The sequence below is a fragment of the Herbaspirillum sp. GCM10030257 genome, from assembly GCF_042666555.1.
GTDB lineage: Bacteria > Pseudomonadota > Gammaproteobacteria > Burkholderiales > Burkholderiaceae_D > Noviherbaspirillum.
Genome location: NZ_JBHTDH010000009.1, coordinates 43374 through 58548 on the forward strand (window position 1 = coordinate 43374; position 15175 = coordinate 58548).

Consider the following 15175-nt stretch of genomic DNA (forward strand, 5'->3'; position numbering starts at 1 on the left):
TTTTAAGCTCTTGCGGCATCGCAACGTGATTCTTTTCAAGAATCTCGTAAGCAGACATCGGAACGGCATGGGTAACCCGTCTTGTCCAGCATCGTCTTGAAAATCTTGGTGCATATTCCATCCCGAGATAAAACGCGATGCTCCTGCTTCTAGTGGCGATAGGGATGCCGTAAAGCCTTGGGCGGATGGTGCGCCGATAGGCCTAAAATGGCCGTGGTGTCGAAATTTGTGCAGGCGAGGATTTGTCATTGCTGAAATCCTCACCTACTTTTACTCCCTGTACCGTCTGCTAACAGACATACCAAGGAGCGGAGACAATGGGAATTAACAGTTCATGCTTAATATCAAGCAAAGACTGATTAGCAGGAACTAAATGTAAAGCGGTGTAATCGCTACACTGCAATACAGCACCGGCTGAATTCTGCCGGCACTGTCATTCACACATAACGTAGCTTTGTCACCATCCGAAGTGGAAAGGCTTACTGCCCAAATTTCTTAATGCCTCACCTCCCACTGACGTGCAGGCATGGCAATGATTTCGCTTGCTCCGGGTTGCCCTGCCGCGACGTTGAATGCGCTGATGCGCGCGTTCAACACACCTGCCGGCAGGATGGAGGTCTCTACCTCGATCCATGCAAACTTCCGGTCGAAGGAAATCTCAAAAACGCCAAGCCGGGGCGTATAGCCACTGGCCGGTAAAAGCTCCACATTTTGCAGGCCGCTCCCACGCACTTCAAGTCGAATACGACCGTTAATTATCGCCCCGTGAGGCGGAGCCATCGTCACCGTTGCGGTAAACGGCGCATCTGACGGTTGGGCCCCGCCATTCTGGATATTCCAGCGCCGCGCCGGCATGACGACAATTTCGCTTGCGCCCGGCTGACCCTGTGTCACGTTATAGGCACTGATCCTTAAATCCTTGACACCGTCCGGCAATGATCGGCTGTCAAAATCCAGCCATGCCATGGTCCGGTCAGCCGATACATTAAACGTACCGTAAGTCGGCGCATAACCGCTCGCAGGCAGCAACTCGGCGTTCGCAATGCCGCTGCCCCGCAATTCCAGCCGGGTGACGCCACTGATAGTTGCACCGTCAGCGGGCGCGGAAGTTAGTGTCGCTGAAAACATGCCTGATGGCGGCACGGGATTATTGATATTCCAGGTACGCGCCGACATGGCGACGATCTCAAGTGCGCCTGGCTGGCCTGCCGGAACGTTGAATGCGCTTGCACGGACATTGAAGGGGCCGTTTGGCAATGAGGTTGTATCAAGATCGAGCCACGCACGTGTCTTGTCTCCAGTGATGTTGAAAATTCCGAAGCGTGGCATATATCCTGAAGCCGGCAGCAGCTCGGCATTGGCTATTTCATTGCCATTGATTTCTATTCGCACAATTCCACTTACGGTCGCACCGTTTGCCGGCGCTGCATTGGCGCCTGCAAAGAATGGCGCATAGGGATTGCCGGAACAAGCCGGACTCAGGCTGCAGCTATTAAAGATTCTGCCTTCAGACGTATAGACCGTGGGTCGGAGTTGCGTCGACGATCCGCCAGTGCCATTAGCACCATTGGACGAAGTTATGTCATTGACGTCGCCGCCGCCACATGCGGCCAGCATCAGCACAATTCCTAATGCTGAAAGATACTTCACACTTCCAACCATGATTTCTATTCTCCAAAACGAAAGGTCAACACGTCCTTGAGGAGAGCTGAGGTCTACATGCGGCAAGGTGCGTGAAGCGAATGAACAGCTCCCTGAATTTCTCTCCAGATTACTGTGACGCCGAGATTCGCGAACAGATGTTTAGTGTTGTCTACGCCTGATGCGCAATGCTTGATGTGTCTCAAGCGCGAGAGGTTGAGCGCCGGCGAAATGCACGCAAGCCGATTTGGCGTTGTAGCCGAACCACGACGATGAAATGGCTATTCAGCTTTTGCGACGACATCAAGCACGCAGGGGACCTTACATTCGGCATAAGGCATGAGGCAGAAGACATCAGCTTGGTTTAACCCTAACGCATCCTCGAATCGGCAGGCGGCATAAATCACAAGCGGGAAACCGTCACAGGAAGACACACGCGCAGAAAGCCGATAGGTTTCAATCTAATGCATTGATATAACGCTATCGACGGCGAAAACTTAGACGAGTGCCTGTGATGTTAGGACCACACTGTGCGGCCATCTCAGGATTGCAACGGAGGTTGAGATGTTAGAGCGCTTTCACCCTGATCGTACCGACGATGCCGGATGCTTTGCCCGCGGCACGGCGTTGTCGCGGGGCCGCCGAGGCCTCCTTGCCATGGCTCGCCATGTTGCGTCGGCGCGCCTTGTTCCGCAGCCAAATCACCTCAGCCTCGCCTGGCCCGATCAGGGTGAAAGCGCTCTAGAAGCACCGGACAACCCCGATGCCTCACTCCGTCAGCGCTTGCTATGTATCCCGGGTTGATTGATGGAACAAACAAAATATTGAACGGGTTCAATTGAAAAACGGCATGGACTGCGGGGAGCAGTCCATGCCGTTTATGGTCAGGAAAAGACTCCGCCAGCCGGGCGGGTCAGGTTACTTATTTATTCGCCGACAGGCTGCGCAGATTCAAAGCCTTGACCTTACCGCCTTCAATCGTACCGACGTAGGTATTAGCCAGTGACCCGCCAACCTCATTCACGCCGTCGATGTCGTTCGGATTGTATTCGGCCGGCAGCGTGTTGAAAGCCTTGTCCATCTGGGCGCGAATCGCTACCGGATCGGTCACTGAATTCGCCAGTTTCATGGCATTGGCGGTGGCATGGACTGCCGTGTAGTTCAGCGACACTTCAGAACTTGGATCACGGCCCGGATTCAACTTGCGGTAACGATCGACAAAACCCTTGGCATCCGTTCGTGTGTCTTCTACCAGCGGTAACACGCCGATCGAACCCTCCAGCGGTCCGTATCCACCGATGACCTTTGCCATTTCATCCATCTTCGCCTGGTCGATGATGATGAAGCCGCCCTTGAAGCCAAGTTCCCGTGCCTGTTTTGCGACCAGTGCGGTCGGCTCGGACGCGCCGCCAATGAAGAGCACGTCCGGTTTGGCCTGCAATACACGCGACACTCCACTGTAGAAGTCGGTGGCCTTGTTATAGGACATCGGATTTTCCGCAACGATCTTGCCGCCAGCGGCTTCCCAGGCGGGCTTGAAGGCGGCAGTCCATGCCTTGGCATAATCGTGGTCCGCATTGGCGATGGCCGCGTTCTTGCCATACTTTGCCATGGTGGTCTTGACGAAGGGGTCGACGTAGCCAGTGAATTCCGGTGGGATACGAATCGTCAGTTTGTTCCCACGCGCGGTGACCTGCGGCAGGCTGGTATAAGCGAGTAGCAGGACGTTCGATTTTTCATTGAATGCCTGTACCGCAAAGATACCGCCCGAGTGCGGGACGAGCACAGCAGGCGTCTTGTGTTGCTGGATCAGGCGCTGCACGTTGATGCCGGTCTGGCTAGGGTTGTACTGATCGTCCAGAGACACAATTTCAAGCTTGTATTTTTTGCCGCCGACTTCGAACCCCTTGGCATTGATCTCGTTGACAGCCATTTCCATGCCGGACAGAACATTCTTGCCGTAGAGTGCGGCACCTCCGCTCAATGGGCCGGAATAACCGATCTTGACGACTTCCTGCGCGAAAGCGCCGGCACTCATTGCAAAGCCCATGGCGATGGACGCAAATAGCCGAGTAAGCTTTCCTGGTTGCTTGATCATTGCTTGTCTCCTGTTCTGTAAAGGAATTGGTCTGCTCTCTATGTTGCTGTGTTGCTGTGTTTCCTGTATTTCTGTTTTATCGCACTGCCTTGGTTTCGGTTCTGTTTCGGTACTTCTTTTCGTGGTAGCGATAAACGCACCATGAGCACAATGGAAAATCTATTTATGCTCCGATGTATGCCTTGCGCACCTGTTCATTGTTGAGTAATTCGTCACGGTCACCTTCCATCACAATGCGTCCGCTTTCGATAACATAGGCTCGGCTGGCAATCTTGAGGGCGGCATACGCGTTTTGTTCCGCCAGCAGAACGGTGGTGCCTGCCTGATTGATCTTCTGGATCACCTCGAATACCTGCTTGACCACCAACGGTGCGAGTCCCAGCGAGGGCTCGTCGAGCAACAGTGCTTTAGGCCGCCCCATCAACGCACGTCCGATGGCGACCATTTGCTGCTGCCCTCCTGAGAGCGAACCGGCATTCACATCGCGTTTCTCATGCAGAATGGGAAATAGCGAGAACACGTCTTCCAGTGACCGATTGACGCCTGCCTTGTCGGCACGATGTACATAAGCGCCCAGAAGCAGGTTTTTGAGGACCGACATGCCGGGGAAAAGCTTGCGTCCTTCAGGGCAGTGCACGACGCCATCATGCACGATGCTCGACGGTTTCATACCGACCAGTTCCTTTCCGCCGAAGCGAATGCTCCCGGTGGAGGCCTTGTTCAATCCACTGATGGTCAGGAAGATAGAGCTTTTGCCGGCACCATTAGCGCCAAGCAGCACCACTAACTCGCCCTCTTTCGCATGTATGCTGACGTTGTCAAGCGCGCGGAACCCGCCGTAGTTTACGGAGATATTATCAAGCTGCAGCATGTTCGCTCCCAAGATAAGCTTCGATGACGACCGGATTGGAACGGATTTCATCCGGCGTGCCTTCGGCAATCTTTTCGCCGTAGCTAAGGACCATGATCTTGTCTGCAATGCTCATGATCATGTTCATCTTGTGTTCGATGAGGCAGACCGTCAGGCCGCTTTTCACCATCTTGCGGATCAGATCCGACAGGCCGACGGTTTCTTCCGGATTGACGCCACCGGCGGGCTCGTCGAGCAGAACCAGCGTCGGATCGGTGGACAACGCGAGTGCAAACGCGACGCGCTTGCGCTCTTCTTGAGAAATATCGCCGGCGATGCGATGCGCCACATGCGACAAGCCGACGAAATCAAGCGCGTCACGGGCTTTTTCGCGGCATCGAGCCTCTTCCTCCTTTAAGCGGCGCGTACCGAGCAAGACATCGGCCAACGTGGATCGGGTACGCAGTCGATGACCAACGATCAGATTGTCCAACACAGTGGCGCGATCAAACAGGCTGGTGCTCTGGAATGTCCGGGCAATGCCGAGGCGTGCCATTTCATCCGCACGCAACCGGGTAACGTCTTCGCCATTAAAGATTATGCGCCCCGAGGTCGGCGGCATTGCACCGCTGACGAGGTTGAAGAATGTCGTCTTGCCCGCGCCGTTCGGACCGATGATCGCGTTGATCTTGCCTTTCTCGACGGTCGTGGAGACATCATGTACTGCGGTTAGGCCGCCGAAACGCTTGGTCAGGGACTCAATCTTAAGCATGGGACGTGCCCTCCCGCTTTGTTGTCGCACCGGCCGCTGTTTGCCGCGTCAACTTGGCAATTGCGTCCGCCTTGCGCGATGCGTTGCGCGTTTTCCAGGCCACATAGGAGCCAACGATGCCGTTAGGCAGGAAGATCACCAGCAATACCAAGATCGGGCCGAAAACGATGAAACGGTAATCCTGCAGGAACTGCAGGTACTGGGTGAGCCATGGCATGGAAATCGATCCGAGCAATGGGCCGAACAGCGTGCCAATGCCGCCGATCAGCATGAACATGGTCATATCGAAAGTATGTTCAACACCCGCGAGGCCGGGACCGAGAAAGCGCACCGAACCGGCATACAGGCCGCCTGCAAGGCCTGCATAGAACACCGAAAGCATGAAGGCCAGCAGTTTATTGCGCATCAGGTTAATGCCGAGCGCTTCGGCCAGATCATCACTGTTGCGTACCGCCATGAAAGTGCGCCCAAGCAAGGAGGTAACGATACGGTGCATTACCCAGACGCTCAACACGAGAAAGAACAACACCAGATAGTACTGCGCACGCGGCGTCTCGAAATCAATGCCGGCGATCGACTCAGGAGCAGGAATGCCGATGATGCCGACGGTTCCATGGGTCAGGCTCTCCCATTTTTCGATCAGCAGATACATGATGTACCCGACGCACAGCGTAAAGATGGAAAAGAAGTGCCCTTTCAGCCTGAGCGAAACGAGTCCGACGAAAAAGCCGAGCGCGGTCGCCACGAAACCCGACAGCGCAAAAGCGATCCAGAATGGAACCTGGTGGTCCACGGTCAGGATGCCGACGGTATACGCGCCTACCGCCATGAAACCGGCGTGGGCCAGATTGAACTGGCCGGTATAGCCGGTAATCAGGTTCAAGCCAATCGTGGCGATGGCGTAGATGTAGGCGAGCGACATCACGGTGAGCAGGTAATCATTGCCTGCGAACACAGGGAATAGCAGAGCGAAGACAAGTAGCAGTGTCCAGCCGATTTTTCCTTCAATGAATTTCATATTTATCGCACTCCTTTAGTGAATAGGCCTTCCGGTCGTACCGAGAGAATGACCACCAACAGCACGAAGGCGATAATGTCCTTGTAGTCGGTCGAAATGTAGAAGGCGCCGAAGGCCTCCGCAAAACCGATGATGAGACCACCGACGATGGCGCCGGGAACACTCCCCATGCCCCCAAGTACGATGATCACGAAAGCCTTGGTAATCACCAGGTTGCCCATTGCCGGATACACCAGGTTGATCGGTGCATAAAGGGTTGCGGCGACTGCGGCGAGAATGCCGGAAATCGCAAACGTCAGCATCGCTACCCGATTTGGATCGATACCGACCAGGGCGGCACCATCGCGGTTCTGCGCCATCGCAATGATGGTTGAGCCGGTAATGGTTTTTTTCAGGAACAGATGCAACGCCACCATCAATCCGAATGCTGCAACGACGATCAGCATGCGCTGGACCGGCATGATCAGGCCAGAGAACTCCATGATGCCGGTATAAGGTGTTTGCATGCGCTGAAAGTCAGCCCCGAAAAGCGCTTGTGCACCGGACTCCAGGAATAGCAGGATGCCGATCGCCGCGATCATGTGGTGCAGACCGGGAGAGTGTCGCAGCGGGTGAAATACCAGGCGTTCCGCGATCACGGCCAGAATTGCTACAACCCCCGCGGCGCCCAGCATGGCAAGCCAGTAGTTGAGTCCCAGCTTGCCCATCAGAATGAATGCCGCGTAGGCACCAACCATGTAGAAGGCGCCATGTGCAAAGTTAGGTACGTGAAGAATGCCGTAGACCAGTGTCAGTCCCAGCGCAACCAGGCTATAAACGCCGCCAAGCGTCAGTCCGTTAAGGACCTGTTGAAAAAGCAAATCCAAAACCTTGTCTCCTTTGTAGTTGACTGTCGCTGGTGGCGACAATGCAAGATTCACAGTCTGTGCCGTGTTAGTTGTTGCAACGCTAATCAAAACGGCTGGCGCTGTCAACGATTTTGGAACATTGTTCCGCTGTGCGAAACTTGAATCACCTTGCCTTGTCCTATCACAACGCTTGCGGCGGCGTGGTTTCACTGGCAGGATGCGATTGGAACCGTGGGCTAAACCATGGAACGCTAGTGCAGAATACTGTTTCACTATGAAAAACAGAATGCGCCCGCTTGCCGAAAAGACATAGAGAAGTGCATCGCAAGTTGTATATAAGCAAGTTGTGTGTAAATCACTCACTTAGGAGACAACATGATTACCCGTTTCTTTTCTCGTCTGGCTCCCGTTGCTGCCGCCACACTGCTCGCGTTCGCTTCGAACGCAGCAAGCGCGCAGTCGCCGGCCCAGACTTATCCAAACAAGCCGATCCACATCATCGTGACCTTTACGCCGGGTGGCGCCCCGGACATCCTCGGGCGCATGCTGGCAGACCGGCTCTCCGCTGCGTGGGGCCAACCGGTAGTCGTAGACAATAAGCCGGGTGCCGGTGGCAATATCGGTGCCGATGTCGTGGCAAAGGCGCCGCCCGATGGCTACAACCTGGTGGTCGGCACAGTCGGTACGCATGCGATCAACGGCGCGCTATACCAGAAGATGCCCTACGATATGATCAAGGACTTTACGCCGGTCAGCCTGCTCGCAACGACGCCGAACATGCTGGTAGTGCACAACAACGTGCCTGTCAAAAATCTGAAGGAATTCATTGAACTTGGGAAGAAAGAAGGCAAGATGACATTTGCCTCTTCCGGTTCGGGTACGTCCATCCATGTCTCAGGAGAGTTGTTCAAGACGCAGACCGGAATCGACATGCAGCATGTGCCCTACAAGGGCCGTGCCAGTGCAATTCCTGACCTCCTCGGCGGGCGGGTCACCATGATGTTCGACAACATGCCCTCCAGCCTGCCCCTGGTCCGCGAAGGCAAGCTGAAAGCGCTTGGCGTGACCAGTGCAAAGCGTTCACCGGCGGCGCCGGATATTCCAACCATTGCCGAAGGCGGCCTGCCGGGGTTTGAGGCAGTGTCGTGGTTTGCGCTGTTTGCTGCGCCGGGTGTCCCCAAGCCCATCGTCGACAAGCTGCAGGCAGAGGTCAGCAAGATTTTGAAGTCGCCGGACGCATCGAAACGCCTGCTCGATATTGGTCTGGAACCGATCGGTTCGACGTCGGAAGAATTGGCGGCCTACCAGCGCAGCGAAATCGCCAAGTGGAGCAAGGTGGTAAAGGATTCCGGGGCAAAGGCCGAGTAATCTGAATACATTTAAATTAATGCGTAGGTCCCGGCGTTTTGCTGTGCGCCGGCACTTACTGTAACGTTTCGCTCCTTGATCAGGGCTTTGCTGCCCTGCCCGCGCACCTGCGCACGACGCGTATTTTCGATATCCCATGACTGCTTCCGACGGCCACGCACTGCCCGCTCCCGATGAAGGAAAATCTGCGGAAGATCGCTATTTCATTACCGCGCTGGCACGTGGGCTCGACGTGCTTGCCTGCTTCCGCTCGGGCGATACCTCCCTCAGTAATCAGCAAATCTCCGAGCGCTGCGGCCTGCCGAAATCGACTGTCACGCGAATTGCCTACACCTTGTTGAAGCGGGGTTATCTGACACAAGTCGAGCCGGGCGGTCGCTACGCTTTAGGCACCGCCACACTGGCACTGGGCAGTTCCATGCTGGCGCGGATGGACATTCGGCAATATGCGCGACCCCTGATGCAGGAACTGGCCGATCAGGCCGGGGCCACGCTGGCGCTGGGTGTACGCGATCGGTTATCGATTATTTATACGGAAGTCGCACGCAGCACCGCTACGCTTGCCCTGACGCTGCAGGTCGGTTCACGCATACCACTGGCAACTTCGGCGATCGGACGCGCCTATCTGGCAAGTGCTTCGGAGCAGGAACGCAATGCGGTTCTCAAGATGGCCCACGAACTTGATGATTCCGCCGCCGACGCGATACGTCAGGGTATCGCGCGCGGCGTCGAAGATTTCATGCAATACGGCTGTACCACCTCGTTTGGCGAATGGCAGAAGGACGTCAATGGCATTGCCGTTGCGTTCCGTACAGCGGGCACGATTCCGACCATGGTGATGAACTGTGGCGGTCCGTCCTTTAGTCTCACGAAAGAATATCTGCTCATGGAAGTCCGGCCCAAGCTCCTGGCGATGGCCAGGAAGCTGGAGTCTTCGTCTTTCTCGTGAGCGGGGGCCGGTCAGGGAGAACCAGGACCGTTTCACTGAGATTTACCGCCTGTTCCAAGCCGCCGACCAAGCGCGCGGGCCCGCGCGGCTGGCCCGGTTTGCATACTCGTTCACTACACGTTTGGCAGCCAACTGAGCCTGAGGAAGCTGATTGAAGGAGCTGCTCAAGACGTGGAGCGATGCTGTGCCAGTTGCAGATACATTCCGCTGGCAATCATGCCGAACAACAGGTGCCCCATCACGGCAGCCCAGCCTCGCATCTCAGCGAACCACGGGAACACACCTACCATCACAAAGAAGTTGAACAGATAAAGTACCAATCCAAATACACCACCCGCAAACAATACTGTTCCCGGACTCGTATCCCAACCGAACGATTCAATGAGGGCCGCCATGATAATTGCAAAGACGACTCCGAGGATGTAATGGGTAATCAATGCGACAGTTACGATGCCAGCATCAAATTCGGACGATTGCAATACGCCGCTGCCCATACTGATGGCAGCGATCTTATGAGACATCGCCCAAGGCGAAGAACCGAGCGAAGTCATTGACCAGAACAGCTCGAGCACCATCAGGGCAGCACCGGCAACCAGGCCGGATGCGATCGCTGCGCGCCAGTCAGGCGCATGTGCATGCCATCTATGCAGTGGAAGATGCAATTGCATGATTACCTCCTTAAGTGACCACGACCAACCGCGGTTCATACCTGATTAAATCTGACCTATCTCTGACTTATCACCGATCAATTCGCGATCAAACTTCATTCACTATCGGACGATGCCGAATTAATCTCGCCCTAAGGAAACAAACGGTTCATGGGAAGATCGGCGCGCCAGGTGCCTCGCCCGCGAAGCGCATTTCGGGATAATCCTCCATCATCAGTCTCTCGATGCGCGCAACCTGCCGCGCAGGCACATCGGCGATCATCAATGTCATCAAGCGCGCGGCGTGCGCTGTCGATATCCGGAAGCAGATAATAAAGACGATGTCGCATGGTGTGCTCCTTCACGCGGACGATCTCTTAACTCAGTATAGGCACTATCGAATGGCTTGCAATCATCCTCTTGTGCCGCCTTGCGTAGCCGCGATGTATAAACTTTTCCGTACAGTCGTTTCGTAGCGGGTAAATATTGCAATACCCGCTCCTATCTGCCGTGAAAGCCTCTGGCGCAAATCTTGCGTGAAATATAACGGCATGCTTTGCCGGAGTGCCTTACTCCAACAATTTACCCCCTTAACGTTCCAAGGAGACATGACATGCAAAAGAAACTACTTCCCCTCGCGGTATCCGCATTCCTTCTCGCCATGGGTACTGCATCCGTCCAGGCACAGACTTCAAGCTCCAGCGGCGCAGCGGATGCGACCACCAAGAGCGCAAGCGGAAAGACGGATGCCAATCGCGCTGGGCAGATGAGTCCGACAGGTGAAAATGAGACTACCAGCGCCACCAAGAAACCGTCGGCCAGCGGTTCTTCCGGAAGCGACTCCACTTCTGGTAAATCAATGTCCGGTAAATCTCATTCAAGCAAGTCGCATTCAAGCAAATCCTCAGACAGCGGTATGTCCTCGGGTAGCAGCGATTCATCGAGCAGCAACATGTCCTCTGGTTCGAGCGGTGGCGGTGAGGCCAACACCAAGAGTGCCAGTGGTAAAACCAGTTCCAACCGCAGCGGAAAAATGAGTCCGACAGGTGAAAACGAAACCACCAGCGCTACACCCAAGGCAGGAAACAAGAGCCAATAATCAGTATCTCAGCAGAGGAACCGTCAACAGAACAAGCGAAGAAGTAAGCCAGAGACGTTGCGTGGCCAGCTTATTTCTGTTGACGGGTAGTCCCGCTTCCACGGACGCCGGTATCCAATTTTCGGCGCATGCCTGCCAAAAATTCACCCAAGAAATCCGTATACTACAGTGAACGTTTTGTCGTTCCTGAAGGTCAGTGCATCTGATCCAAAAACTTGATAAACGATGCACGACCGGAGCGTTAATGAGTGACCAGAGCAACAGTAACGGGAAGCAGAATGATCAGCGGAAACACAGTCCTGAAAGTAAGCCCACGGCAACGACCTACGATCCAAACCGCCTACTGGACTCGCTGATCGACAGACTGCAGTTGAAGAACGATGCCGCCCTGTCGCGGACGCTGGAGGTCGCACCTCCTGTCATCAGCAAGATCCGGCATAAACGCGTGCCGGTACGCGCATCCTTACTGATTCGCATGCACGAGGTAACGAATTTGAGTATTCGCGAATTACGCGACTTGATGGGTGATCGGCGTCAGAAATATCGGATCAGCGACTCATTCATTCATGTGCGGCCCTTATGAATGAATGATCGCAATGGCCTGGCAGAACAGGTCCTGATACCCGTCAGGATGAGCAGTGCCAACGCACGCCGTCGATGTAACTAACCAACAGCGTGGAAAGGCTGGACGCGAGATTATGCCTGATGCTTTCCGAGTGTTTCCCTGAGTTCTTCGATGCATTTCTGCATTGTGAAGGCACGTACGGATTCACGCGCATCGTCGCCGGCAATATCCGCGACATCGATACTGGATTCCCAACGCTGGAGAAGATCTTCCAGTTCATCGACAGGTACGGCTTGCGCGGTATAGGACATTCAGTTTCCTTATGGATGCAGTAAGAGTAGTGATTGAATTCGTTTGCGGAGACGCGAACTGACAGCGGATGCTGCAGTAGTGTGACAAACGCGGTCAGACAAAGTTTGTAAAGGGCCGCACATTTTTTCCGGCGGGCGCATATTACCTGTACTGTCGGCGTACCGGCGAAGCCGTGTCGACAATCCAGCGGAGCCAGCATGAAACATTCGACCTCGATGCCAGACGGCCCGAAGGGGTTGCGCACGGTCTTGCAGCACGAATGGCTCCGTACTAGCTACGCCGCCCTTGCCTTCTTTCTCCTGTTAAGTAGCTACACCATGCTGCGTCCGGTGCGCGATGACATGGCCGTACGCTTCGGCGCCGACCGCCTGCATTGGCTTTTTACCGGAACTTTTCTGTGTACGCTCGCGGTGATACCTTTGTTTGGCGCCGTCGTCCATCATGTACGCCGTAACGCGATACTGCCAGTATGTTACGGCTTTCTTATAATGAACTTGCTCGGGTTCTGCGCGGCATTCAGAGCCGAAGGCAATGCATGGACGGCCGCCGCTTTTTTCATTTGGCTCAGTGTCTTTAATCTTTTTGTCGTCTCCCTTTTCTGGAGCAACGTAAGCGATGCGTTTAATGCGCAGGAAGCGCAGCGTCGCTATGGCATGATCGCCGCGGGCGGCACAGTGGGAGCGATGGCCGGGCCGGCGATGACCGCGCTCGTTGCCCGCTACGTGAGTACCTCGACTTTGCTGGCAACTTCTGCTGGGCTGCTCTTTCTGGCCACGCTATGCATGATCGCGTTACGAAAAGCATCCCCGGGAGATAACGTGACAAGCTTGCGGCCAGTGGGCGGGTCCATCGTTGCAGGCGTGCCGCTAACGCTGAAAATGCCGGAGTTGCGCGGAATTGCGCTGCTTGTGATTTGCCTGACCACCGTCTCAACCGTCCTTTACGTTGAAATTATTAGTCTGGCCGGCCAACACTACGCCAGTTCCGGTGAACGCAAAACCTTCTTCGCCTCGGTAGACCTTGTCGTGAATCTCCTTGCCTTTGGCCTGCAACTCGCGGGAACGCGCTTTGTCGTCAGACATGCGGGACTTGTATTGGCCCTGAGCATTGCGCCGGTGCTGATGCTGGCGGGACTTGTTGTGCTCGGCGTCTGGCCGACCCTGATCGGATTTGCAGCAGTACAGGTACTGCACAGAGCAAGTGAGTACGCGTTTGGAAAACCCGGGCGCGAAATGATTTACACGACTATCGGACCCGAAGGCCGCTTCAAAGCCAAGAATTTTATCGATACCACCGTTTACCGGGCAAACGACGCGGCCAGTGCGTGGCTAATCAATCTTGTTCGCGGTGTCGGATGGAGCGCTGTCCTGCTGGTTGGACTGCCCGCCGTGCTGGTATGGCTTGTTGCCGCGTTCCGCACCGGCATAAGCTTCGATCGCCGAACTGACAAATAGACAACTCTGTACCGGCGACATCGGTTGATTTTGCTAAAACACGTCAAGTGTTGACGGGTATCAATTACGACCAAGGTCAAGCGACTATATTTCCCGCTGGAAATCAGGAGTTGCCCAGTGTCCTTTATCGCTTTCGAACATCGCAGTCATATCAGAAAACCTGCCCTTTTTAGCGCAAGACTACTGCTCGACCACACCTCGTCGCTCTACATGACCATTGATTTGTCCATGGGAGGCATGGCCATCCTTGGCGCACAAGCGCTCCCTGTGCTGAAAAACCATGCACTGGCAGTCGATGTGCCGCATAGTCGCCGCCGTATCAATGCCTGGGGTACGGTCGTGTACAGTGTACCGACTGACCGGGGTCTGTTCCGCAGCGGCATACAGTTTATAGACATGGATGCCTACAGCGAAGCTTGTATCGCTGAATTTCTTAGCATGCCCGAACCGGCGCTGACGCAACACCGCTGATCAGGCAGTGTCGCGATCGAGGCTGATGGATAATTCCAGCAGGTCGCCATCGTCACCTGCCTGACCCGCTTTACCAACTTTCGGCCACGCTTTTCGACGAAGCGCAGCAGTAAACAGCATGGCATTTTCCGCAGCTTTCAATCGTCCGAGGTCAAATCTTTGCAGCTGCTGCATCACAATCTGGTTAATCGCCATGGTGGCCTGCATCATCAGCAGGTCCGCGCTTGATCCGGCAGCATCCACTTGCGGCGGCGGAATGAATGGCAAAATGCTGTCATCATCGCCCCGAGTGAGACACTGATAAATATCCGCCAGTGAAATCGAATGAGGCGGGTGCGGACATATCCATGTATCGGAACGGGACGGATGCGGCTGGAGCAGCCCGCCCGCACTCAGGGTCCGCATCAGTTTACGTAGATGACGCGAAGATAATTCCATTGATTCGGACATCTGCTGCGCGCTGGGCGGGCGTGAAACGTTACAAATCAGATGGGTCATCACGGCAAGCGCGGTCGATAGTTGCAAGTGCAGGCTTGAATTTCCAAGCAAGTATTCATCACTCTTGAGTTGAGACATACTGACCCCGTTAGCGAAAAGGCAATTCCGCAGCGTAGGCGAACGCAGTGCAGCAAATCCAATGCCTTATCCGCATGAAACTATACGAATAAGGCATAACATCAACATTGCCGCTGTCTTCTTTTATTTGAGAACATTGTTTTCGACGCCATTTTAATGGCCTTAAGTACGTACTGTATGAATCTCATCTAATCAAATACTTACAGACGTATCTTCATGCACTGCGCGTTTGTTCGGCAGCATGGCGTGCTTTATCAGGCTAATCCCAAGTCGTGCCAGCCCGGAGCTTTGGAATAAACCTGTTACTAAAACTCCAAACCCGGCTGTTTATACATGGAATAGCAGAAAGCGGTCTATATCGTCTCCCATCGATATATGGAATATGTCATGTATATAGCTATACCGGCCGGCTGGTTTACGATGTAATTGTCAAAGTAAAATATTCTTATTACGGTCTGGCCCAAACATGTATCCCGCAGGCTAAGCGGCCGTTAAACTTAAAAAGGA

The 15175-nt window shown here is 54.6% G+C and carries 17 protein-coding genes; 7 read left to right on the forward strand and 10 right to left on the reverse strand.

Annotated elements, in window-relative coordinates:
* Positions 1–495: 495 nt before the first annotated feature.
* A complete protein-coding gene (locus ACFQUU_RS15380; RefSeq protein ID WP_382248630.1) occupies positions 496–1662 on the reverse strand; it encodes a hypothetical protein in 1167 nt (388 codons plus the stop codon).
* A gap of 543 nt (positions 1663–2205) precedes the next feature.
* Here ACFQUU_RS15380 and ACFQUU_RS15385 point away from each other — a divergent pair.
* A complete protein-coding gene (locus tag ACFQUU_RS15385; RefSeq protein ID WP_382248632.1) occupies positions 2206–2445 on the forward strand; it encodes a hypothetical protein in 240 nt (79 codons plus the stop codon).
* 118 nt (positions 2446–2563) lie between these two features.
* Here the strand turns inward: ACFQUU_RS15385 and ACFQUU_RS15390 are convergent, their stop codons facing one another.
* From ACFQUU_RS15390 to ACFQUU_RS15410, 5 genes are all read right to left on the reverse strand, one after another.
* Entirely contained in the window at positions 2564–3739 is a 1176-nt protein-coding gene (locus ACFQUU_RS15390) for an ABC transporter substrate-binding protein (protein WP_382248634.1), read from the reverse strand.
* A 163-nt stretch (positions 3740–3902) separates the two neighbouring features.
* Positions 3903–4610, reverse strand: a complete 708-nt coding sequence (locus tag ACFQUU_RS15395; protein WP_382248636.1) for an ABC transporter ATP-binding protein — start codon at positions 4608–4610, stop codon at positions 3903–3905.
* A complete protein-coding gene (locus tag ACFQUU_RS15400; protein WP_382248638.1) occupies positions 4597–5361 on the reverse strand; it encodes an ABC transporter ATP-binding protein in 765 nt (254 codons plus the stop codon). Before ACFQUU_RS15400 ends, ACFQUU_RS15395 begins: the two co-directional genes overlap by 14 nt.
* Positions 5354–6379, reverse strand: a complete 1026-nt coding sequence (locus tag ACFQUU_RS15405; protein WP_382248640.1) for a branched-chain amino acid ABC transporter permease — start codon at positions 6377–6379, stop codon at positions 5354–5356. The genes ACFQUU_RS15400 and ACFQUU_RS15405 overlap by 8 nt, the downstream gene beginning before the upstream one ends.
* A gap of 2 nt (positions 6380–6381) precedes the next feature.
* On the reverse strand, positions 6382–7245 hold the full coding sequence (locus ACFQUU_RS15410; protein WP_382248642.1) for a branched-chain amino acid ABC transporter permease: 864 nt from the start codon (positions 7243–7245) through the stop codon (positions 6382–6384).
* A 357-nt stretch (positions 7246–7602) separates the two neighbouring features.
* On the opposite strand from ACFQUU_RS15410, the gene ACFQUU_RS15415 reads away from it, so the two are divergent.
* Both ACFQUU_RS15415 and ACFQUU_RS15420 read left to right on the forward strand, forming a co-directional pair.
* Positions 7603–8595, forward strand: coding sequence for a Bug family tripartite tricarboxylate transporter substrate binding protein (locus ACFQUU_RS15415; protein WP_382248644.1), 993 nt, complete (start codon positions 7603–7605; stop codon positions 8593–8595).
* A gap of 136 nt (positions 8596–8731) precedes the next feature.
* Positions 8732–9544, forward strand: coding sequence for an IclR family transcriptional regulator (locus tag ACFQUU_RS15420; RefSeq protein WP_382248646.1), 813 nt, complete (start codon positions 8732–8734; stop codon positions 9542–9544).
* A 164-nt stretch (positions 9545–9708) separates the two neighbouring features.
* Here the strand turns inward: ACFQUU_RS15420 and ACFQUU_RS15425 are convergent, their stop codons facing one another.
* Both ACFQUU_RS15425 and ACFQUU_RS15430 read right to left on the reverse strand, forming a co-directional pair.
* Positions 9709–10212: a hypothetical protein gene (locus ACFQUU_RS15425; protein WP_382248648.1), complete on the reverse strand. Its 504-nt coding sequence runs from the start codon at positions 10210–10212 to the stop codon at positions 9709–9711.
* A gap of 148 nt (positions 10213–10360) precedes the next feature.
* Positions 10361–10483, reverse strand: a complete 123-nt coding sequence (locus tag ACFQUU_RS15430; RefSeq protein ID WP_382248650.1) for a hypothetical protein — start codon at positions 10481–10483, stop codon at positions 10361–10363.
* A 321-nt stretch (positions 10484–10804) separates the two neighbouring features.
* On the opposite strand from ACFQUU_RS15430, the gene ACFQUU_RS15435 reads away from it, so the two are divergent.
* Both ACFQUU_RS15435 and ACFQUU_RS15440 read left to right on the forward strand, forming a co-directional pair.
* The gene (locus ACFQUU_RS15435; RefSeq protein WP_382248652.1) at positions 10805–11290 is read left to right on the forward strand and encodes a hypothetical protein; all 486 of its coding nucleotides are present in this window, start codon (positions 10805–10807) and stop codon (positions 11288–11290) included.
* 244 nt (positions 11291–11534) lie between these two features.
* Positions 11535–11873, forward strand: a complete 339-nt coding sequence (locus ACFQUU_RS15440) for a hypothetical protein (RefSeq protein ID WP_382248654.1) — start codon at positions 11535–11537, stop codon at positions 11871–11873.
* A 113-nt stretch (positions 11874–11986) separates the two neighbouring features.
* Here the strand turns inward: ACFQUU_RS15440 and ACFQUU_RS15445 are convergent, their stop codons facing one another.
* Positions 11987–12166, reverse strand: coding sequence for a hypothetical protein (locus ACFQUU_RS15445; protein WP_382248656.1), 180 nt, complete (start codon positions 12164–12166; stop codon positions 11987–11989).
* A gap of 198 nt (positions 12167–12364) precedes the next feature.
* Here ACFQUU_RS15445 and ACFQUU_RS15450 point away from each other — a divergent pair, with 198 nt between their 5' ends.
* On the forward strand, positions 12365–13621 hold the full coding sequence (locus tag ACFQUU_RS15450) for an NTP/NDP exchange transporter (RefSeq protein ID WP_382248658.1): 1257 nt from the start codon (positions 12365–12367) through the stop codon (positions 13619–13621).
* Positions 13622–13738: 117 nt separating this feature from the next.
* The gene (locus ACFQUU_RS15455) at positions 13739–14092 is read left to right on the forward strand and encodes a PilZ domain-containing protein (protein WP_382248660.1); all 354 of its coding nucleotides are present in this window, start codon (positions 13739–13741) and stop codon (positions 14090–14092) included.
* Here the strand turns inward: ACFQUU_RS15455 and ACFQUU_RS15460 are convergent, their stop codons facing one another.
* Positions 14093–14668 carry an Rrf2 family transcriptional regulator gene (locus ACFQUU_RS15460; protein ID WP_382248662.1) on the reverse strand — a complete coding sequence of 192 codons (576 nt, stop codon included), beginning with the start codon at positions 14666–14668 and terminating at the stop codon, positions 14093–14095.
* Between the last annotated feature and the right edge of the window lie 507 nt (positions 14669–15175).

Coding starts and splice junctions, on each gene's coding strand:
- ACFQUU_RS15390 (WP_382248634.1), bottom strand. CDS start 3,739: ATGATCAAGCAACCAGGAAAGCTTACTCGGCTATTTGCGTCCATCGCC.
- ACFQUU_RS15425 (WP_382248648.1), bottom strand. CDS start 10,212: ATGCAATTGCATCTTCCACTGCATAGATGGCATGCACATGCGCCTGAC.
- ACFQUU_RS15450 (WP_382248658.1), top strand. CDS start 12,365: ATGAAACATTCGACCTCGATGCCAGACGGCCCGAAGGGGTTGCGCACG.
- ACFQUU_RS15420 (WP_382248646.1), top strand. CDS start 8,732: ATGACTGCTTCCGACGGCCACGCACTGCCCGCTCCCGATGAAGGAAAA.
- ACFQUU_RS15445 (WP_382248656.1), bottom strand. CDS start 12,166: ATGTCCTATACCGCGCAAGCCGTACCTGTCGATGAACTGGAAGATCTT.
- ACFQUU_RS15400 (WP_382248638.1), bottom strand. CDS start 5,361: ATGCTTAAGATTGAGTCCCTGACCAAGCGTTTCGGCGGCCTAACCGCA.
- ACFQUU_RS15385 (WP_382248632.1), top strand. CDS start 2,206: ATGTTAGAGCGCTTTCACCCTGATCGTACCGACGATGCCGGATGCTTT.
- ACFQUU_RS15395 (WP_382248636.1), bottom strand. CDS start 4,610: ATGCTGCAGCTTGATAATATCTCCGTAAACTACGGCGGGTTCCGCGCG.
- ACFQUU_RS15440 (WP_382248654.1), top strand. CDS start 11,535: ATGAGTGACCAGAGCAACAGTAACGGGAAGCAGAATGATCAGCGGAAA.
- ACFQUU_RS15415 (WP_382248644.1), top strand. CDS start 7,603: ATGATTACCCGTTTCTTTTCTCGTCTGGCTCCCGTTGCTGCCGCCACA.
- ACFQUU_RS15380 (WP_382248630.1), bottom strand. CDS start 1,662: ATGGTTGGAAGTGTGAAGTATCTTTCAGCATTAGGAATTGTGCTGATG.
- ACFQUU_RS15430 (WP_382248650.1), bottom strand. CDS start 10,483: ATGACATTGATGATCGCCGATGTGCCTGCGCGGCAGGTTGCGCGCATC.
- ACFQUU_RS15405 (WP_382248640.1), bottom strand. CDS start 6,379: ATGAAATTCATTGAAGGAAAAATCGGCTGGACACTGCTACTTGTCTTC.
- ACFQUU_RS15435 (WP_382248652.1), top strand. CDS start 10,805: ATGCAAAAGAAACTACTTCCCCTCGCGGTATCCGCATTCCTTCTCGCC.
- ACFQUU_RS15460 (WP_382248662.1), bottom strand. CDS start 14,668: ATGTCTCAACTCAAGAGTGATGAATACTTGCTTGGAAATTCAAGCCTG.